Origin of the sequence: Alteromonas sp. OM2203, from assembly GCF_048517045.1 — a bacterium.
Lineage (GTDB): Bacteria > Pseudomonadota > Gammaproteobacteria > Enterobacterales > Alteromonadaceae > Alteromonas > Alteromonas gracilis.
In genome coordinates this window covers 143405-164535 of record NZ_CP183210.1, presented here as the reverse complement: position 1 = coordinate 164535, position 21131 = coordinate 143405, and the positions used below count along the sequence as shown (strand labels likewise).

11 protein-coding genes are annotated in these 21131 nt (G+C 42.0%); 5 read left to right on the top strand and 6 right to left on the bottom strand.

The genetic code is table 11. From position 1 onward, the window contains the following. Positions 1-99 precede the first annotated feature (99 nt). Positions 100-2697 (bottom strand): glycoside hydrolase family 3 C-terminal domain-containing protein, encoded by a 2598-nt coding sequence (locus tag ACM0P2_RS20570; RefSeq protein ID WP_173359769.1) that lies wholly within the window; start codon positions 2695-2697, stop codon positions 100-102. A 647-nt stretch (positions 2698-3344) separates the two neighbouring features. On the opposite strand from ACM0P2_RS20570, the gene ACM0P2_RS20565 reads away from it, so the two are divergent. The 4 genes from ACM0P2_RS20565 to ACM0P2_RS20550 all read left to right on the top strand — a co-directional run bounded on the left by ACM0P2_RS20565 (position 3345) and on the right by ACM0P2_RS20550 (position 11020). Beyond that, on the top strand, positions 3345-6356 hold the full coding sequence (locus ACM0P2_RS20565) for a TonB-dependent receptor (protein ID WP_159120483.1): 3012 nt from the start codon (positions 3345-3347) through the stop codon (positions 6354-6356). Positions 6357-6460: 104 nt separating this feature from the next. Continuing rightward, a complete protein-coding gene (locus ACM0P2_RS20560) occupies positions 6461-8035 on the top strand; it encodes a tryptophan halogenase family protein (RefSeq protein ID WP_419227731.1) in 1575 nt (524 codons plus the stop codon). Positions 8036-8048: 13 nt separating this feature from the next. Further along, positions 8049-9455: a tryptophan 7-halogenase gene (locus ACM0P2_RS20555; protein ID WP_419227729.1), complete on the top strand. Its 1407-nt coding sequence runs from the start codon at positions 8049-8051 to the stop codon at positions 9453-9455. Between the two features lie 23 nt (positions 9456-9478). Further along, positions 9479-11020: a tryptophan halogenase family protein gene (locus ACM0P2_RS20550; protein ID WP_159120486.1), complete on the top strand. Its 1542-nt coding sequence runs from the start codon at positions 9479-9481 to the stop codon at positions 11018-11020. Between the two features lie 53 nt (positions 11021-11073). Here the strand turns inward: ACM0P2_RS20550 and ACM0P2_RS20545 are convergent, their stop codons facing one another. After that, positions 11074-12339 carry a helix-turn-helix domain-containing protein gene (locus ACM0P2_RS20545; RefSeq protein ID WP_419227728.1) on the bottom strand — a complete coding sequence of 422 codons (1266 nt, stop codon included), beginning with the start codon at positions 12337-12339 and terminating at the stop codon, positions 11074-11076. Between the two features lie 145 nt (positions 12340-12484). On the opposite strand from ACM0P2_RS20545, the gene ACM0P2_RS20540 reads away from it, so the two are divergent. Beyond that, positions 12485-14263: a glycoside hydrolase family 9 protein gene (locus tag ACM0P2_RS20540; RefSeq protein WP_159120487.1), complete on the top strand. Its 1779-nt coding sequence runs from the start codon at positions 12485-12487 to the stop codon at positions 14261-14263. Positions 14264-14398: 135 nt separating this feature from the next. Here the strand turns inward: ACM0P2_RS20540 and ACM0P2_RS20535 are convergent, their stop codons facing one another. Genes ACM0P2_RS20535 through ACM0P2_RS20520 form a run of 4 tightly spaced genes read right to left on the bottom strand, consistent with a single transcriptional unit; the run spans position 14399 to position 20819 of the window. After that, positions 14399-15085 (bottom strand): 3-keto-disaccharide hydrolase, encoded by a 687-nt coding sequence (locus tag ACM0P2_RS20535; protein ID WP_159120488.1) that lies wholly within the window; start codon positions 15083-15085, stop codon positions 14399-14401. A 29-nt stretch (positions 15086-15114) separates the two neighbouring features. Then, positions 15115-16326 (bottom strand): hypothetical protein, encoded by a 1212-nt coding sequence (locus ACM0P2_RS20530; protein WP_159120489.1) that lies wholly within the window; start codon positions 16324-16326, stop codon positions 15115-15117. After that, on the bottom strand, positions 16316-19087 hold the full coding sequence (locus tag ACM0P2_RS20525; protein ID WP_159120490.1) for an alpha-L-rhamnosidase: 2772 nt from the start codon (positions 19085-19087) through the stop codon (positions 16316-16318). The genes ACM0P2_RS20530 and ACM0P2_RS20525 overlap by 11 nt, the downstream gene beginning before the upstream one ends. 16 nt (positions 19088-19103) lie before the next feature. Continuing rightward, the gene (locus tag ACM0P2_RS20520; RefSeq protein WP_236547234.1) at positions 19104-20819 is read right to left on the bottom strand and encodes a sulfatase; all 1716 of its coding nucleotides are present in this window, start codon (positions 20817-20819) and stop codon (positions 19104-19106) included. Between the last annotated feature and the right edge of the window lie 312 nt (positions 20820-21131).

Sequence of the window (21131 nt, the reverse complement as noted above, 5' to 3'; positions counted from 1 at the left end):
AACTAGAGTTTAATTACTCACAGTACGTACACGTTTCAGGTATATCGAACTAACGCGAAAGATGCTTTGCTAAGCACCTTTCGCCAGAAAGCCCCTAAACTATTTAAGTTCTATAGTATCTTGCACTACATTGTCCTTACGTTTCAGTCCTTGTCCGCCGCCTACAAGCACCTTTAGTGTACCCAAGTAGGGTTGTCGGACACCGCTTTGATCGACATAGGTAAGTTGGTCGCCTGTTAGAGTAAATTGTACTTTTTCTTGTCGACCACTTTTAATCGTCACTCGTTTAAAGGCAACCAATTCGCGTTGTGGCACCTCGGTCGGTGCATCAGGCATGGATAGATAGACTTGCACCACTTCATCTGCCGTTATTTCGCCGAGATTTTCTATTGTTGCACTAATCGCTAGTCCGTTTTTATTTCGAGATAGTGATAATGAATCGTAGCGAAAGTCGGTATAGCTCAAGCCATAACCAAAAGGATAAAGCGGTGTACCCTTGTAGTATTTATATGTACGGTTTTCCATACTGTAGTCTTTAAAGTCGGGTAGATCGTCCACCGACGAATAAAACGTAACGGGTAATCGGCCAGAAGGGCTAACCTTTCCGTACAGAATATTCAATAAAGCTGGGCCAGTTTGTTCACCTGGATAAAAGCCTTGAATAATAGCGTTAAGGTTTTTATCGTGCCAATTCAAGGCCATGGCGCTACCGCTCATATTGACTAATACTATTGGTTTCCCTAATTTATGAAGTGCTTTAAGAAGCTTTGTTTGAATTTTCGGAAGAGAAATATGCGTTCTATCACCATGTGAAAAGCCATCAATTTGCAGTGCCATTTCCTCGCCTTCCAATTGCGCACTAATACCACCCACAAATACTATAACATCTGACTCTCTCGCAATTTTGATTGCTTCAGCGGCTAAGTCCACGTCTGTGTTTACCCATTCAAAGCGAATATCAGGAGCGATAACATTACTGTGCCAATGCTTCTGAATTACAGACTCAGCGCGAAATGAATAGGTTTTTCCTGCCTCCAAATGCATGGTGTCAGCAATGGGAATATCATCTAAATAAGCATCGATGTTACTTAGATTGAATGCATAGTTACCGGTCTTCTGAGGTTTGAATAAACCGTGCCAACGAATAGCGAATTCTTGATTAGGTTGACGATGCATAGGAATACCTGTTTCAGGCAAATTTATGTTTGGCTCTATTTGCCGAAGAGCAGGCTGTAAATTAAAATGGCTTGCCGAAAAATACTCAGCAACCAGCCCAGGAAGTCTTTCTCCTTGAGCATTGGTATGACTAAATACCGGTGCTTGAACAGCCTTGAAATGGGCGTAAATATTTTCGGTTAAGCTACTGCCCGGTGCATAGCTGAATTTATTCTTTGGAAGAAATGCACTTAGCGCTTGTTTTGGCGTGGATGGTGCTACAGGGGTACCGTGATAATTCCCTACAAGGATAGAATTATTGTTAGCGTTTGGACCGATAAGTGCAATTTTGCTTGAAGACTTTAAGGGCAATATTCCATCGTTTTTAAGTAAAACCATAGAAGACTCTGCGGCACGACGGGCGAGGTCAATATGTGCATCCGAGCCGATTACTGACTCTGATATTTGAGTATATGGATGTGTGTTGTTTTCATCAAACATTCCCAGCTTCATCCGTGCTGTAAGCAGACGAGTAAGTGCGCGGTCGATGTCCTGTTCTTCTACTAACCCTTGAGCTAATGCTTCCTTCAAATAGCTAAATGTGTTTCCGTGATGATCTCCGCAATTAAGGTCAGTGCCCGCTTTTAATGCGTTAGCCGCAGCTTCTGCAGGGCTGGTTACTACATGATGAGATTTTTCATCATAAAAGTCAGCTATAGCGCCACAATCAGAGACTACATAACCAGAGAAGCCAAAGCTACCTCGTAATAGGTCTTTCAAGAGAGGATCACTGCCGCATGCAGGTAATCCATTCACCCTATTATAAGCACACATAACAGATGAAACGTCGGTAGCTGAGATGGTATCCTTAAAGGCTCGAAGATAAGTTTCTGAGAGATCTTTTTCTGATGCTTTGTAGTCATCACTATGCCTAGATACCTCGGGCCCACTATGAACTGCGTAGTGCTTAATTGTCGCAACAGATTTTAGATAGGTAGGGTCATTTCCTTCAAGCCCCTTTACGAAGCTAGTAGCCATCGTAGAGGTTAAAAACGGGTCCTCGCCGTAGGTTTCTTGACCGCGTCCCCACCTCGGGTCGCGAAAAATGTTTATGTTAGGCGACCAGTAGGTCAGCCCGCCGTACATAGAAATCGTGCTATTGCGAAGGAAGGCATGGTGTTTCGCTCTCCCTTCATCGGAAATTGCGGTGGCAACGTTTAGCATCAAGTCTTGGTCAAATGTCGCCGCTAATCCAATAGCCTGAGGGAATACAGTGGCTTTACCTGCTCTCGCGACGCCATGAAGGGCTTCATTCCACCAATAATACTCAGGAATAGATAATCGGGGTATAGGTGCCGATTTATCAAATAGCTGACTGATCTTTTCCTCTACAGTTAATCGGTTTATCAAATCGTCTACCCGCTCTTCGATGGGCAGTTCTGCATCCCTAAATGATATTGTATTAGCTAAAGTTATAGGTGTAAGCACTATGCAAGCTGAAAACAGGCAACCTACGTGCAATCTATTTAGTACATTTTTCATTGTATTCACATGAGCTCTTTTCGTTGGAACTCACACACTAAAATAAAGCAGATAGAAAATCGTCAATACGCGTGTAGACGTAGAAACTTGAACGTTCAAATTATTTCCATTTTACCTTTCCTAAAGGTCGAATCTAGAACAAGAGGAGTGCGAGTTAACTAACATTACATGTATCGGGGATTCTCAGACAGTATAGGAGGTTAATCGGCTTTTTATGGAAATGAGATGTAATAAATATGTTTATTTAAAGAATTTTTGGCTGGTGAAAGAGTTCAAGTTTATGAACTTCGAAAAGTTGAACGATTTTTAAAGTTGTTATTATTCAATAGGAAATGGGGTTATTTCGCGTTTTTCATGAAATTTTCGTTCAAATATGCACCGAGCTACCTTATTAGTCGATGTGTTTATCATATGTTGATAATTTGTAACCGTAACTTCGGTGGACTGTTTGCTTGTATACGCGGTCATGGAAGAAAGTATGGTGGCGCACAGAAAACGGGCAACCACACAACAAGGGGAAGCCTAGCATCAAGCTTTTGCTAATTAACAACACAAAAAAAGTTTCAACATATTCGGAATGTAAGAACTGAATATGTTGAAAGATGTTTGAGTGGGCCTATTCAACACATAAAAACAAGAGATTTCGTATGACAACTGAAAAGCACATAGTACTAAGACATAAAAAACGATTCAGATATTCTTTGCTTGCATCTGCTGTATTAGGTTTAATAGCGGGTAAAGTGTATGCACAGGAGGCTGAGGCGGATAGTGAAGACGAAACGATAGAAGTTATTGACGTTCGCGGGACACGAGCCGACCTTTTCAACGCTCAAAACATTAAGCGTTTCAGTGAAACTGTTGTGGATGCGCTTGATGCTTCTGATATCGGTGGGTTTCCAGATCGTTCAGTACTTGAAGCAATTTCTCGTTTACCTGGCATAACCATGGGTCGTTTTGCCGCACCCAACGACCCTGATCACTTCGGAACAGAAGGTAGTGGAGTAGCCATTCGTGGTTTGACACACGTTCGAAGTGAATTTAATGGTCGTGATAGCTTTACAGCAGATTCAGGTCGTGGGCTGAGCTTCCAAGATGTGCCGCCCGAGCTTATGGGTTCGGTTCAAGTATTTAAAAACAGCACTGCCGACATGATTGAAGGTGGTATTGCAGGTACGGTGAACTTGATCACGAGAAAGCCGTTTGATACCAACGGTCAAATGTTTGCTTTTTCTGCAGACGTTACTTACGCGGATTTTATTGAAGAGACCACACCGACGTTTTCAGCGCTTTACAGTAACGTATTTGAAAGCGACAGCGGTAAGTGGGGCTTACTTGTTAACGCATCTCATTCCGAACTTAAAGCGCAGTCTGACGGTGCGATGGTAGGACAGTACTGGCCACAGGCTGACAACGACAATTTAATCCCTGAGGGCGCCAGACTTACACGTAAAAAAGACGACCGAACTCGTCAAGGCTTTGCAGCAGTTGTCCAGTGGCAAAATCCAGACCGCACTATCCTTGCAACGGGGGAATACATTCGTAGTGACTCCCAATTGGCGTGGACTGAAAATGCGGTAGAAATGGATGATACTGATGCTCAAGATGGCTTGATTCCGGTTGATGGTACTCAGTTTGAGTTTGATTCAAACGGCTATTTTGAGCAAGGTATTATGACGTCTAACGAAGGTTGGCGCGGAAACGAAGGTGAGCGTACTCCGGGCGGTATTTTTGGTATGAACCACGTGCTTCAGTCTCGCTTTCGTGATAATGAATCAACGGTTGAAGATTTGAGTTTCAACGTAAAATACACCCCTAATGACTCATGGGCCTTTAACTTTGATGTTCAATATGTAGAAGGGACAAACGATGTCATTGACTTTACGATAATGGGGGCAACCGATGCTGTGATAGGTTTAGATGTTTCGGGAACGGGCAAGCCCTCTATTGACTTCTATGCGCCTACATTCAACGGTCAACCTGATTTTGATAGAAATAATAATCACTTTACTGACCCGAGTCGCTCATTCTTTCGAAGTGCGATGGATCACATTGCGGCTAACGAAGGTGAAGAGATTGCAACGCGCTTTGATACAAAATATACCTTTGATGACGGTCTATTTACATCTGTGCAGTTCGGGGCTCGTTACGCTAAACGCGAGCAAACCACTCGGCAGTCAACTTACAATTGGGGTGTACTGTCTGAAGCATGGACGGGTGATGTAGCTTGGTATGATTCCGTTGCTGGATTACAAGTACCCCATGAAGAAGTTAGCTTTGATAACTTTGCGCGCGGTGGCGTTCTTAACGTAGATGGCGGCAACGCTTTTCTATTCCCTGCAATGTCATTAGCGAAAAACTACAGAAGTGCAGGTTCGGCCTTGGCGCCCGTCTCAAGCGGTTGGACGCCACTTTCAGCGCGAAATGCAGATGGTTCTGACTTTATCAATAATGAAGTAAATCAAACCGATGAAGTAAATACTGCTGTCTATATCAAAGCCAATTTCGAAGGTATGTGGGGGGATATGGACTACTCGGGTAACTTTGGCGTGCGCTATGTTAACATCGAAAACGACACCGCTGGCTTTATCGTATTCCCTGACAACGTGCCCGATGATCCAAACGACCCTACTGAACAGGAAAACTACTTACCAGATGATCAAAAAGCATTCGGGAACGCTGCTTCAACACCATTAGTATCATCGAGCGATTACAATAAGATACTTCCTAGTTTCAACTTCAAACTTAATATTACGGATGAAGTACTAATGAGAGTCGGTGTTGCAGAAACTATTGCCTTGCCTCAACTTGGTCTATTGAGAAACTATGTCGCCATACAAGAGCAAGACCGCATTAATGTGGTCGGTGATGATAACAATGGTGACGGTCAGCCTGATTTGGTCTCGTCTACCATAGGTCGTTACACAGCTAATTCGGGCAACCCTTTCTTAAAGCCAATGGAAGCGGTTAACTATGATCTAACATTGGAGTGGTATTTTGCGCCTGTTGGCTCTCTAACCTTTTCCTATTTTTATAAAGATTTAGAAAATTACTTTATTAGCGGTACACGAACGGAATCGTATACAAATAATGGAGCAACCCAAGAAGTTGAAGTTGCATCGGCACTCAACGGCGAAAAAGGCTCAGTTCAAGGCTTCGAAATTGCCTATCAGCAGTTTTTTGATATGTTGCCAGCGCCTTTTGATGGTATCGGCGTGCAAGCTAACTACACATTTGTTGATGAAGACGGCTCGCCAAATTCCGGCTTGGCACCTGACAACCCTGATACGACCGTTAATGCTAACTTTGCCTTTGAAGGACTCCCATTAGAAGGTTTGTCGGAAGACAACTATAACTTGGTGGTCATGTATGAGAAATACGGTTGGAATGCACGTATGGCATACAACTGGCGTTCGGCTTATCTTTTGACGACGCAAGACGTCATTACACAGCTACCTATCTTTAACGAGGCTATTGGATTTTTGGATGCTTCGGTGTTTTATGATGTCACTGAGAATATCAAAGTAGGTATTCAGGGCACTAATCTAACCGATGAGGTCACTCGCACGTCGATGCAAATAGATCAGGAAGGAAACCGAAGATTACGTGGTGCGTTTGTTAATGATAGACGCTTCAGTTTAGTGGTGCGCGGTGTGTTCTGACGCTAAATATTACTCAACGTAGCGGATCCTACTTTTGATAGGCACCGCTACTATGATTGTGTGTTTTTACTATGAAATTCTTGTTAAGAAAAAAGAGATAATGCGTGTTTAAAGCGCCTACACATCAAATAAGAAATATTGTTATTTTGGGCGGCGGCACCGCCGGTTGGATGACGGCAGCTGCCTTGTCTACATTGCTTGATCCTAAGTTCTTTTCAATCACTCTCGTAGAGTCAGACGCCATTGGTACAGTGGGAGTTGGTGAGGCAACTTTACCTCACTTACGTTTTTTTAATCAGCGATTAGGCATTGATGAGGGCGAGTTTATAAAGGCAACCAATGCCACCATAAAAGCTGGGATTGAGTTTTCAAATTGGGGGGATATTGGCGATACTTACATTAACCCTTTTGGTGATTACGGTAAACCAATAAAAAATGTTGCGTTTCACCATTATTTCTTTGCACGTAAAAAGTACAATAATCAGCTGAAACTCGATGATTACTCTTTGCCTGTTGTGGCATGCAAAAACAGCAAATTTAATTTTCCGACTTCCGAACCTGGTTTACTCACATCAAGCTACTCTTATGCTTACCACATTGATGCAGGTTTATACGCGCAATACTTAAGGACTTTCTCTGAGCAAAAAGGCACCACGCGTATTGAGGGTAAGGTAAATAGTGTATCGCTTCGAAAAAGTGATGGCTCTATTTCCGGCCTAAAACTGGATGATGGCACAATTGTAAACGGCGATTTTTTTGTCGATTGCTCTGGTTTCAAAGGACGTTTGATAGAGCAAAGTTTAAAGGCGGGCTATGAAGACTGGTCTCATTGGTTACCTTGTGATCGAGCCATAGCTGTACAAAGTGAACATAATGGAAGACCCCTACCTTATACCAAAGCGATTGCTCGAGATGCCGGTTGGCAATGGCAAATCCCGTTAAAGCATAGAATGGGAAATGGATATGTTTACGCTAGCCAGTACATAAATGAAGAAAATGCACTGAAAACGCTTTTGACGAATCTGCCCGGCAACCAAACATCAGAACCTAATTATTTGAAATTTGTCACAGGAAAAAGAAAATCAAGTTGGCTTAAAAATTGTGTTGCAATTGGGCTTTCAAGTGGCTTTTTAGAACCGTTGGAATCAACAAGCATTTACCTTATTCAAGCTGCTATCATGAAGTTGGTAGAGCTACTACCGCAACGAGAAAACATGGCTGTTAAAAGTACCGAATACAATCGATACTTTAGTAATGAAATGGATAAAATTCGTGACTTTCTGATTCTGCATTACCACGCGACATCTCGCGAAGACACGCCATTTTGGACTTTCTGCAAACACTTGAAAATACCGCCAAGCCTTGAAGAAAAAATGGAATTGTACAAAGAGATAGGCGTAATTGAAGATTATCAATACGGATTATTTTTAACGCCATCTTGGTTAGCGGTGTACAACGGCCAAGGTGTTATTCCGTCTTACAGTGATATACGTGTAAACGAAACCACATTAGCTCATGCAGACACATATATGTTGACGCTTTTCACTGATATCCAACAGGCGGTAGCAAGAATGCAAACAAATGAGCAAATCGTGTCACGGTTACACGACAATATGACTTGTAATGTTAAGTTACAACTCAACCAAGCAGCCCAATTTAGCCTGTATGGTCGAAAGTAATATAGGCAAAAATATGACAGACACTGTTGCTATTACAAAAGTGAAGGTAATTAGTGGTAAACACAGTGCACTAGCAGGATGGTACACGGCTGCAATGGCAGCGTACGCGCTTAAAGATACCGAAATAGCCGTATTTCATGTTGCTAGTGATGAGGAACCAGTGTTTAGTCACGGCAGTTTGGCGTTGCAAGCTGATGTGCTATTGGCACTGCAAAATCTCGGTCTAACCGAATCTGTACTAGTTAACCATGCTCGCGCTATGCCTTTTTTAGCAAACAAGTACATGGGATGGCAGGGAAAAAAACATGTTGCATTTGCAGGGCTCGCAAAAACAGGAGTGCCGCTAGGGGGCGTAAATTTCGTACACTATCTCGCTAGGCTTAGAAACGAAACCAATAATTTGAATTGGCGGGCAGAGCTATTTTCTTTGAACACTATATGTGCATTAGTAGGCACGTTTGCAATGCCTAGTGGTGACCCTCGATCAATTCTTTCTAGTTTAGAATATGGTTTACGCGTTGACGCAAAGTTACTTTGTAATTTACTTAAGCAGGTAACATTAGAGCTAGGAAAGGGGGCTGAATTACATGCCGACGCTTTTGACACTGAAGATCAATTCTCTGGCAGGGAAACGATTACGTTAGATTGTCGAGTAAGTAAAGAACCCGACTGTAAAATGCCGTTAGACACATTTCTAATTGAGACATCCGTTCTTAAAGAAAGTGTTCCCAAAGTAAATAACCTTTCAAATGAATACGAATGCACTGATGACGGTTATGTCGAGCGTCAGTACGTAAGCGGCCGTCAATACGCTAGAAAGTTCTTCTCCCGCTGTTTCACTAAAGAGAAAAAAAGTTTGTCTGGTTCGTATAGCGAATGTTTAGAAATAGCCCTAGCGCCCAATACCCATGACGTTTGGCAGCATACCTCAAACACAATCTACTTGTTTGAAACAGGTGTACATCAAATGCTGGACAATGGTGGATTGGGATACAGAACTCAACAGTTAAATACACTTTGGGCATTACTAAGTGGTGTTAATTTATCCACAGCATCGGCTAATTTTTTTAATCGAAAATCGTCAGAGCGTTATCGGTATTGGCGAGATTTAGCATTGCTTCCTGTTTTTTTATGTGACAGAAAAGATACTGAGTTTTGGCAGCTTAAAGCCGAACTTATTGAAGCGGCTGATCTAGAGTATGCTATTAGCTTTTATCAGCGTACAGGAGTCTTTCCTCAGTTAGAGCATTACCCAAACGACTTAGGATTAATTGAGAATACGTTGTTAGCTTTTGATAAATATCCCATTGCATTGGACCCTTTGAGCTTTGCAATAGAAATAGACGATCTTGAGCACAAGCTTACCATGCTTAAGCAACAGATAGAGCAAGCAGCAATGCAGCTGCCTCAGTTTAAGTGATATAAAAACCAACAGGATTCAGTATGCAAGCAGTAAAAAAAGTCGTTATTTTGGGTGGAGGGAGTGCTGGGTGGATGACCGCTGCAGCGCTAGCTACGGTCCTAAAAAATAATTATGCTGAAATTGTATTAGTTGAGTCACAAAGTATCGGAACCGTATCGGTTGGCGAGGCAACCATTCCTCAAATCGCGCTATTTAATAGCATTTTGGGGATCGATGAAAACGAATTTGTTCGCGAGACTCAAGCGACATTTAAATTGGGCATTGAGTTTGCGAACTGGAAACAAAAAGGCCATTCCTACATGCATCCTTTCGGTAGCTTTGGAACCGATATGGATGCCATTCAATTTCATCACTATTGGTTAAAAATGTTCCAAAAAGGCGAAGCTAGCGATCTCGATGCGTATTCACTTGCAGCAGTTGCAGCTAAGCAAGGCCGGTTTATGCGTCCGGAAAACAGAGGCAATTCACCGTTATCTAAAATTGCCTATGCGTTTCATTTTGACGCGACCTTGTATGCGAAATATTTAAGAAAAATTGCCGTAAGTCGCGGTGTAAAACGTATCGAAGCTAAAATGGAAGACGTTTCTATTAGAGACACCGATGGCTTTATTGACAATTTAGTGTTGGACAATGGCCAAGTTGTCAACGGAGATTTATTTATAGATTGCTCGGGCTTTAATGGCCTACTTATCGAAAAAACCTTGGATTCGGGTTTTGAAGATTGGTCACACTGGTTGCCCTGCGACAGCGCTATTGCAATGCCGTGTTTGGCAAAAAATAACGTGTACCCTTACACAATTAGTACGGCGCAAGAGGCAGGCTGGACTTGGCGCATTCCACTGCAGCATCGAATTGGTAACGGTTATGTGTTTCCAAGTCGATTTGTAGATACCCAAAAGGCAATTGACGTATTAATTCAGCAAATGGAGAGCGAACCGCTGAACGAGCCTAATATTCTTCGTTGGAAAACAGGTATACGCAAAAAATCATGGGTGAAAAATTGCGTAGCAATTGGTCTTTCCGCTGGCTTTATAGAGCCATTGGAGTCTACAGGCCTACATCTTATTCAAGCGGGCATTGCGAAGCTTCTTGGCATGTTCCCCCATCAGGGCTTCGAGCAGATTGATATTGATACCTACAATCAGCAAACCAGGTTAGAAATGGAGCGTATCCGAGACTTCATTATTTTGCACTACGTGGCGACAGAACGAGAAGACACTGAGTTTTGGCGTTACTGCAAAAATATGCCTATTCCAGATTACTTGCAACACAAGATCGATCTTTATAAAGCCAATGGTAGGATTTATCGTCAAGACGCAGAGCTATTTAACGAAACTTCATGGCTTGCGGTATTGCATGGGCAGGGCATTAGGGCAAACGGCTACCACCCTCTTGTAGATACATTGCCTGAAGTGGAGATCCGCTCTAGATTAGAACACATAAAGCAAGTGATTGATAATTCTGCGAGCGTCATGCCGACGCAATCAGCATACATTGAAAAATACTGTAAGGCTGTTTCTCAGAATCCCGTAATGAATTTGACCGAGTTAGCGTTACAGTGAGCAGAATTCTATCGTTCAACACACCGTTAATCCAACGGGATGATTCAAGTAGTTCAGTCCCAAAAATCTTTTCGATATTGCGTGGGTGTTTTGCCCACCAATTTCTTAAAAAAAGTATTAAAGGTTGCTTTGCTGTTGAAACCGGCTGCATCCATAATATCTAACATAGTGGCTTTTCGATTTGATTCACTTTTTAGCAGTAGTTTACTCTCTTCAATGCGATATTGGTTGATGAATTCAAAGAAGTTTTTATTGAAATGATGATTAATAATATGCGACAGGGCCCGTGGAGCAATATCAAGCTGTTTAGCTAAGTTTTCTAGCGTAAGTAGATGATTCAAATAAGGTTTATTCAAATGCATATAATGAGTGATTTTTTCTACTTGTCGTAAATCAATCTTTGATTTTTCTTTGGATGTATTAGGAGTGCCTTGACGCTCTATACCACGAAATATAGTTGAATAGCCGGCACTGAAAAATATCAATCCGGACACGATGAGAATTACCACGTAATTAGATGATAAACCTAATAATTCATGGTCGACATAAAAACCGACTTCATAGGCCGAAATAATCGCCAAAGCGGTAAACACGCTAATAACGCGAACCCCTAAAAAGCCTAACACGAGTATCTTTAGCCAGGTCAGATCGACACTTTCGGTTTCAGCAACCTGTTGTTTTAACTGTCTTTGATACTTATTCAATTCCATTAAGCATAGAATGCCACATGCCACACGAAATACTTCTCTGAAAAGATGAATAACTCGCTCATAGAATGGACTGTTGGCAATGGTGTCACCTTGCAAAGCGGCAATTTTCAAAGCTTCATCTTCGAGCCACCAACTATTGGCAAAGTATATGGCGTACAGCAAAAACGGAACGAGTAAGAGTAAATCGTAGCGTCTGAATTGATAATCTTTGTAAATAAGGCTGCGGATGTAGAAAAGCAATAAAGGGGCTTCTATCCAATACGCTAAACCAAATGAATAAAAAAGATTCGGGGATAACTGCAATGCGGTATCGCGAAATATTTCTCCAAAATTAATCAAGTTATCCAGTGGTATAGCCGCTTGCGACAATAAGAAAGCGGCGAGAAGCAAGTGTGTTTTACGCTTACCACGCTTCAACGTTACTAAAAATAAAGCAAACAACAAGCATTGATAAACTGTAAAAAGCAGTACCAAATCATGCATATTGAACAAAACCGCTTTCATATTAACAGCCTGAAACCATTTATTTTTTATGTTTATAACTTTTTCATTTTCGTTAAGCAATAGGATCAACACAAACGTTATAAGTAAATATTGTGTTAATGTCATGTGTTGGCCCGGTTTTCATAATTTTCATAAAAAGCGTTCAAATACCGGTTCATCGCTTTTATTTTAACTTACGATACCTATAAAAAGACGACTTGCCGCGATTTTTGACAAAAATAAAACAAAACATATTGAGGTCAAAATATCTATGGTTTCTTTCATTCATTCGACAGCCGTAATACGCAACCGACATTATTTCCGTGTGCTGTTCGCTTTACTGTCTATCATTTCAATCACCGGATGCAGTGAAGACAATAGCAAACAAAAATACACTGAAGATCAAGTCAACAAGCCTGTGAGTATTAAGGTAAGTCAGGTCGGCTATTTACCTAACGGCAGCAAGTATGCTGTAGTGCCATCAAAGTCTGCGACCCGTTTTGTAATAAAGCGTGAGACGGACGATGCCGTTCGATATGAAGGCGTATTGAACAAACCAGAGAATTGGCCGCTTAGTCAAGAAGCAAACCTTCGTAGCGCTGACTTCAGTGAATTTACTGAGCAAGGTAAGTTTTACTTAGAGATAGCGGCTCTTCCACGCTCCGCACCATTTGTCATCAGTGATGGGGTTTACTTTGCCCCACATATTGCTGCAATTAAATCGTTCTACTTTAACCGTTCGGGTACTGAATTGGATGCTACCTATGCTGGAAAGTGGGCTAGGGAAGCTGGACATTTAGACGAAGTAGTCACGGTGCACTCTTCTGCAACCGCATCATCGCTCGACTCACACACTGTTGTCACCTCTCAAAAAGGCTGGTACGACGCGGGAGATTACGGCAAGTATACAGTTAATGCAGCAATCGCCACCTATACTCTATTGGCTGCGTACGAACATAATTCACAGTATTACGAATCACTTACCATAGACATACCTGAGAGGCATAACGATATGCCCGACATCCTTGATGAAGTAAGCTGGAATTTGGATTGGTTAGCCACTATGCAGCGATATGATGGCGCCGCCTTTCACAAAGTTACGACTTTAGAGTGGCCGGGAAAGGTTATGCCACATGAAGATAGTGAGCCGCTATTTGCGATAGGTGTGTCAACTTCGGCTACCCTTGATTTAGCCGCCATTCTTGCGGTCGCGAGCCGTGTTTACCAAGAGCATGATCCCGATCTGGCTAAGCAATGGCTAGCGCAAGCTGAAAAAGCGTGGGAATGGGCGATAGAAAACCCTAATGCACCTTATATACAGCCGGATGATGTGCAAAGTGGCGAATACGGTGACAATACTTTCGATGATGAATTTTTCTGGGCTGCTGTTGAACTTTACCTTGCTACAGAAGATCTACGCTATCTAAGTCACCTTTCGAATAACCCTGTTGAATTTACAGTACCAGGATGGGCTAACGTAGAGACTCTTGGACTCATCTCGATGCTTACCCGTGACAAAGTTTCGTTACCAAGCGTGCATTACGAAAAGTGGAGGCAGAAGTTACTCACCCTAGCTGATGATATTGTTGAGCAAACAATGACATCTCCTTATCGCGTACCCATGGAAGAGGCCGATTTTGTGTGGGGAAGTAACAGTGTTCTGTTAAATAAAGCAATGGTATTACTCGCTGCGCATCGGCTCACTAGTAATGACAATTATCTGAAAGGAGTTTACCAAAGCATTGCTTATATATTTGGTATGAATGCCACGGGCTACAGTTTTGTCACAGGTATAGGAAATAAAACCCCTATGTATCCACATCATCGTATTTCTGAAAGTGATAAAGTTGAGGAGCCTATACCGGGTATGCTTGTAGGTGGGCCTCATTCTGGGCATCAGGATAATTGCACTTATCCCTATCCATTACCCGCTGATTCCTACCTAGATGAATGGTGTAGCTTTTCAACCAATGAAATTGCTATAAACTGGAATGCTCCTATGGTGTATGTACTAGGTGAGTTGAATGCAATGCAAAAAGAGCCTAAGTGACAGTGTCCACTTCCCATTATGAGACATAAATTAGAGCTTTCCAGTCCTGAACGGTAAGCTGCCCTAGGCAGATTACCCGGACTGAATCTACCATGCTTCTTTAGGCATTTGTTACGACTAGAAACAACTCTTGCGTTATAATTTTTTAATCGAAATAGCTCTAAAGCGCACGATATTATTTTTATCTCGCTTTTCCCTATATGCTTTGCTGCCGTGATGTTGAAATGCGATTACCCCTTTACTGTCTTTCACATCTTTGACATGGGTAGTCAGTAGGTCATTAATAAAGATTTTGATATCAGAACCTTTACAGACTATTTTTACCTTGTTCCACGTTAAGTGACTATAAGCTTCACCTTGCTCTTTAGTCCACTCACCTAAGTAGTTGGTAACAAAGTCTTCATCGGGGTGAGAGCGGGTAGGGTGTATTGGGTAAAGCCATTTTCTGCGGCCCTGATCGTAAAGTCCGCCTGTCCATTTTCTGTCACTGGGGTCAATATCTACTTGATAGCCTATAATTTGTTTACCTTTATCGGTTTCGATAATTTGACCTCGAAAAATTATGCCTGAATTACTGTACTCTGACGTATCTGGCATCATTACTTCTGCTTCAAGTACAAAGTCTTCATAAATTTTTCTAGTTGAAAAGAACCAGTTTTTCTCAGCTATAAGCTGCAGTTCTCCATCAACAAAATGTGCTTCGCCGTCATTATAAACATTTTTGAAGTTAGACAGTTTTTCGTCTAATAAATACTCAGTAGAAGTGCACCCATTTAACATCAAAAGCGCAGCGAATAGACTAACAAACGTGGGGTATCTCATGGTTAACTCTCCAGTTGGTGCACACTAAATTACTCTTGGAATACAAGCCCTCGCCATCTTCCTCTGGCGTATGCCGTGCCGCCATTCTCAGGAACTTTTCCATTCGTTACTGCCTTTGCTTGAACGGTAATGATGTCACCCGGCTTTAATGTAAGTGAGCCCAAGTCAAAATAGTTTTCTTGATAATCGGTGGTAGTTTCTCTATTGGTGAAGCTGCCAATTTCTTTGTCATTCAGTAGTACTTTGTAAGATGACTCACCATCTATTTCGCCAAGCGTAACTAATATTACGTTCTTAAAAGTTTTTTGAGCGCTAGCCTTTTTCCCCCACATTTTTTCAGGAACCTTTAGTTGAGATGTCGCCCAGACATTTCGAGATTGAATCTCTCTCGCATCGATGCCTAACGCACTATTTCTGCGGTCATGATAAAAGGGAACATCACCGGCAGACTCAAAGGTTTGGGAAGCTTCTAAAATAAGACTGTATTCCTGTACGTTAATGAACGTTTCTTTTAAGGAAAGGGGCAGAGGTGTGTATCTAGTTTCACTTGGCCCTGCGCCTTCGGGCTTGTAATCAGGGTCTTGAGTCAGAATGATTTTGTCTAATTCAAAGCCATCTTCACGCATAGATAGGGTGATATTGTGCACGCCATTTTCAGGTATATCTAACCAGATAGTGTTTGGAGTCCCACAATGGTTGTCTTTTTGCCTTTGATTTGATGACCAGGTCCATTTGTTTTTGCCCTCACAAAGTTGAAGCCTTTGGCCATTTGAAGGCCATGTATTGTTTAAGCCGATGTGCAAACCATTGTCTTCACTACCTGAGCTGTAAGCTCTTGCCCAAACGAAGTATCTACCCGGTGTATTAAAATATACAGGATAGGTAAGGACAGCTAACTTACCTGGTGTGGCAGAAAAATTAACGCCGTGCTCTAAGGGCTCGGAATGGTTCGTTCTTGTGTCTGGCAGTAACTCAATGTACGCATCATTGCTGGCGTCCTCTAAATGCATTTTATCGCTATCTGCTAAACCATGGGCGTTATTGCTCTGATTATTGAAAATAATCCAGCGACGCGTGTCCGCTTTATGTTGTGTAGAGTAGTGTTCAGCTTCTATCACCGCAGTTCCGTTTTCGGTAGTGATGATAGAATCTTCAATGCCCGCAAAGGTATTAGTTGCTGCGATTAATAAAAAAAGTGAGCAAGTAATAGTAGTTACCCTATTTGTATCGTTAATTATCATCGCGCTTCCTTAGACTCTTATCCTTGAGGATTACGCGAAATTGATATTGACCAGTCGGTAGAGATGTCCACTGGCTGAGCACTTCCCCATTAGATTTTTCAGCCTGTTCAACTTTGTATTGTGCCGGTGGAATAAATTCTGCGGTAGTATTGAAAGGGATCGTGACAAATACGTCGAACCCACCGCTTGCCATTTTCCAACTTACATCAATAGTTCCACTTGGTGTAGGTATGGAACCATCAGCATAGCCGAGTTGCGAAGTAAGTTGGGGGGAGATAACCGCTCTCTTGAAGCCAGGTAGCGAAGGCTTGACGCCCAAAATACCTTCGTAAAACCACCTTGAAATAGTACCGTAGGCGTAGTGATTCAACGAATTCATGCCTTGTGGGTTAAATCCGTCTTCTATTGAGTACGAGTTCCAGCGTTCCCATGTGGTGGTAGCGCCATTGTTGATTGAGTAGAACCAAGATGGATAAGTTTCTTTAAATAGCAGTGCATAGACTAAATCAGTTCGTCCAGCCTCTTGTAGAACATTAGCCAGTAACGGCGTTCCAAGAAAGCCCGTTCTTAAGTGTGTGTCCGACGCTTCAAGTAACGAAACGAGTTTAGTTTGGGCAATCTTAACATCGCTTTCAGGTAAAAGGTTGAAAGCGAGTGCAAGAAGATAAGCTGTTTGTGTTTCCTTTCCTTTTACTACGTTTAAATTTGAGTCAAAGAATTCACTTCTGAAAGCCTTCGCTAGCTCTTTGTGTTTACTCGCTAAGCGTTTAGCATCTTTCTTGAAGCCAAGCTCCAATGCTGTTTTTTTGGTTAGCTCTACCGAACGAGCAAAAAATGCTGTCGAGATAAGAGAGAAGTCAGTGTCTCCTCGGTTTGCACCTTTTCCTTCTTTTTCAGGGTAGGGTTGTAGCCAATCACCAAACGTCATCATGCTTGATATATTATCTTCAGCCTGGCTTTCGTGATAATCAATCCAGGCTGTCATTGATGGGTAGCTGTCTTCTAGGATCTTTTTATCGCCTGTCATCATGTAGAGCTCCCACGGGAGAATAGTCGCGGCGTCACCCCAACCCGATGATGTCCAGTTTATCCATTTTACAAAGGGTACGTAGAGTGGAACGAAGCCGTCTTCGGTTTGTTCTTCGCGCAAACTCTTAAGGTAGGCAGACCAGAATCCATATACATCCGCCATATACATTGATGGGGCTATAAAAGCGTTGGCATCACCTGTCCAGCCTAACCGTTCGTCGCGCTGAGGGCAGTCCAAAGGGATATCGAAAAAGTTGCCTCTTAACCCCCAATTAATATTTTCAAATAGTTTGTTCAGTTTTGGGTTGGCACTAGAAAAATTGTTATATAGCGCTATGTCAGAATGTTGTACGTTCGCTACTATCCAATCTTTTACAGGAACTTTGCTTTCGTCAAAACCAGATACTTCTATGTAACGAAATCCATGGAAGGTGAAAGTAGGCGTATATTTGGCTACGCCGTTTTTTGACGGCAAGTAGTAATCCGTTGAATGCGCAGAACGATAATTCTCTGTGTAAAAGCTTCCTTTATGTAGTGCCTCAGCAAAGCGTAATTTAACTTCTTTGCCTTCTTTAACGGGAATATTGATAGTGGGAACGCCCACCATGTTTTGGCCAAAATCAAAAATAACGGTGTCTTTATCAATTTGCTCGAATGATACTGGGGCTAACTGCTTTATATTACGAACGGGTAAGTGACGTTTCGGACGTAAGAGTGTGTCAGGCGTTACCACCTCGGTAACAGCAGTGCTCCATTTCGAATCATCAAAACCTGGTTTAGTCCAACCGTCCATTTCGAACCGCTGGTCATATCGTTCTCCATCGTAATTACTCGCAAAACGGATGGGTCCCGACTGTGTTGCTTTCCAAGAGTCGTTCGTTGTAACAAGTAATGTCGTATTGTCTGAATAAGTAATTTCAAGCTGAGTAAGAAACCGTGGAGATTTTAAATGGTCGGTTTCCTTTAAATCTGCAATTCTTCCCGAATACCAACCACCTGCAATGATAGCCCCAAGTACATTTTCGTTTTGGTTAACTAAAGAGGTTACATCATAGGTAAGGGTTTCAATTCGTTTTTCATAAGGTGTCCAACCTGGTGGCAATGCATCGTTGGCGGTGACGTCCTCACCATTTAGGAAAACCTTAAACACACCTTTCGCCGTTACATATAGCCTTGCTTTACTCACTTCCTTATCTAACGAAAACGGCTTTCTAAAATACTGCGGTGTAGCTAACGTGCTTTGTGAAGGTGATTCAGTTGCTTGGGTTTCTTTCGCCCCTATCCATGAAGCTTTCCAGTCGCTATTTTTGAGCAGGCCTAACTCAATGTGCGCTACATCGCTCCATTGCGAGACGATATTGTTTTCGTCCCAAAACCTGACTCTCCAAAATACCTTTTCTCTTGAAAAGATTGGCTTACCTTCGTAATTTACCCATGACATGGCGGAAGACTGGACTTTGCCACTATCCCATTTATCTGGTTTATCCATTAAGTTTTCAAATGTTGACGCCACTTGTATTTGATACGCCAATTGTTGGGTGGACCTTTTATTGTCTAACGGTGCCTTCCAAGAAAAACGTGGAGTAGATTCATAATAGCCAAGCGGGTTCGTGAATCCTTCTCCTACAGTTAATAATGTGGGTTTATCATTATTTGAATAAGAATGGGATGAACAGGCACTTACAAACATGACCGTTGCTACAGCAAGCCAAAATACTCTTACAAAATTCATTTTTATTCCTTGAACATCAGTTTTTTTCAATGGTCAACATTGTTGTAGCACTCTCGATGTAACCTGGTCTATGTGCGACAGCTTCTATTACACCGGGTTTAATAGGTTGCGCTTCTTTATATATTTGCCAATTTTGTGACGTTTTATCCCGTTTATACCTAAAAGCAATAAAAGCTCCAGGCGTCTCGCTAGCAATTACGGCTTTGCCATCTTCAATGACTAATTTTGGGGCTTTGGTTTTAGGCTGAGTGCTTGCATCACCCCATAAGGTAGCTATGAGTTGCCTCTCTGTTCTTGTAGGGTCGTCACCAATATCCTTTAACCAGTTGTTCAGTGCACTCTCCATCTCATTACGTTTATTTTGATAGTTTTTGATATAGGCAAGATTGGATAGTTCGTAAGGATCATTGCAAACATTGAAAAGCTCATAAGCGTCCTTGGTTTTTCGAAACCATTGGCTTTGTGCTTCATTGAGTTTACCCGCAGCATTTAATGCAAGTAGCTCGCGCATACTCGGTATTTTCTCTCGGTATGCAACAGGAAGGTAATACGGGTCATTAGGACGATAATTGCGAATATATTTATAGCATTGATCTCTGACGGCTCTTATTGTGTCAGTAAAACCATCGAACCTATCCGCTGCAGCATAAATGTATTCTCTCTCATCTGAGGTGTCTAAAAAGTTGTCCCCTTGCATATAATCAGGAATGGGCACTCCGGCCATAGCGAGTGTAGTCGGTGCGAAGTCCACAAAAGACACAAGACGCTCTTCTATCGTTCCTGCTTTCTGACCGTTGGGAAAGCGGATAATCAATGGTACTTTTAGCCCGCTGTCATAGATTAGGCGTTTTTGCTTTGGCATTGGACCGCCGTGATCAGAGTAGAAAACTACTATAGTGTTGTCTAACAAGCCGTCGTCCTCTAACACATCTAAAATTGCTCCGATTTGTTTATCAGTTTCGGCTAAATTATTGTAAACCTTCCATAGGTCTCTCTGCACAATTGGCGTATCGGGTAAATAAGGTGGGACTGGAAATTTGGTCTCTGGGTCTACATGAATAGGTGTAGACTCTTTATCCGTCTTAATTCTATGATCGGTAGGCAGTGCCGAAATCTTGTCAGCGTCATTAGAAAAGTAATGTCGTTGTTCCAGCTTTCTTATGCCGTAAGGTTCAAATAGGCCTGACTCATGAGTTGTCGTGAAATTGAAAATAGAGAAAAAAGGCTGATTACTTGGGCGGTTGCGCCAGTGAGCGTAAATTCCATTTTCATCCCACGCAGTCTTTGGTGCTTTAAATTGATAGTCGTTTTTATAGTTGTTAGTAGTGTAGTAACCTGCCTCCCTCAGCAACTGGCTTAACATCTTTGTGTTTTGAGGAGGAACTGCTTCATACTTTGGCAGGCCGGTTTCTTCAGTGTTAGATGAAGTTCTCATATTGTTAGCTCCGAACCCGTTAGGGTAGAGCCCTGTAGCTAACGCTGCTCTACTTGGTGCGCAAACGCCTGACGTTGAGAAAACGTTATTGTATACAACACCCTCGTCAGCCAATCTAGATATGTTCGGAGTTTCAATGCTGTCGTCACCGTACATAGGCAGTAGTGGGCTCATGTCCTCTATTACTAACCATAAAATGTTTGGCTGGTTGGTAGCAGCACTTGCATGTATTGAAAAGCCTAAGATTAGAGCAATAGTTGCAAAGACTTTGAGCATTTCAGCCTTCATTTTGTTCATGGCCATTTTCCTCTTTTTAACCAATCCTCTTATTCTTATAGAGAGAATCCCATTAATGACTCTAGCGCCGATGTTAACATTGTTTTAATCATAAATGTAAATATTAAGTCAAAATCAATCTTTCGTGAGGAATTACAACTCTCTTCATCAAGGCAATCACTGTCTTCACTTGGCCTATTTCTAAAGCGTACGCTTTTTTCAATTATTACAATATGTTGCTATATTTATTATGAAATTACGTTACTTATATGCATTTACAATGAATTCTAAACGGCTTTATTTATTCAATAGAAGAGACGCTCACATTGTTTT

Excerpts from the sequence above, each read along its gene's own strand:
- ACM0P2_RS20525 (WP_159120490.1), bottom strand. The coding sequence starts at position 19,087 with ATGAATTTTGTAAGAGTATTTTGGCTTGCTGTAGCAACGGTCATGTTT.
- ACM0P2_RS20565 (WP_159120483.1), top strand. The coding sequence starts at position 3,345 with ATGACAACTGAAAAGCACATAGTACTAAGACATAAAAAACGATTCAGA.
- ACM0P2_RS20530 (WP_159120489.1), bottom strand. The coding sequence starts at position 16,326 with ATGATAATTAACGATACAAATAGGGTAACTACTATTACTTGCTCACTT.
- ACM0P2_RS20550 (WP_159120486.1), top strand. The coding sequence starts at position 9,479 with ATGCAAGCAGTAAAAAAAGTCGTTATTTTGGGTGGAGGGAGTGCTGGG.
- ACM0P2_RS20535 (WP_159120488.1), bottom strand. The coding sequence starts at position 15,085 with ATGAGATACCCCACGTTTGTTAGTCTATTCGCTGCGCTTTTGATGTTA.
- ACM0P2_RS20555 (WP_419227729.1), top strand. The coding sequence starts at position 8,049 with ATGACAGACACTGTTGCTATTACAAAAGTGAAGGTAATTAGTGGTAAA.
- ACM0P2_RS20540 (WP_159120487.1), top strand. The coding sequence starts at position 12,485 with ATGGTTTCTTTCATTCATTCGACAGCCGTAATACGCAACCGACATTAT.
- ACM0P2_RS20520 (WP_236547234.1), bottom strand. The coding sequence starts at position 20,819 with ATGAACAAAATGAAGGCTGAAATGCTCAAAGTCTTTGCAACTATTGCT.
- ACM0P2_RS20570 (WP_173359769.1), bottom strand. The coding sequence starts at position 2,697 with ATGAAAAATGTACTAAATAGATTGCACGTAGGTTGCCTGTTTTCAGCT.
- ACM0P2_RS20545 (WP_419227728.1), bottom strand. The coding sequence starts at position 12,339 with ATGACATTAACACAATATTTACTTATAACGTTTGTGTTGATCCTATTG.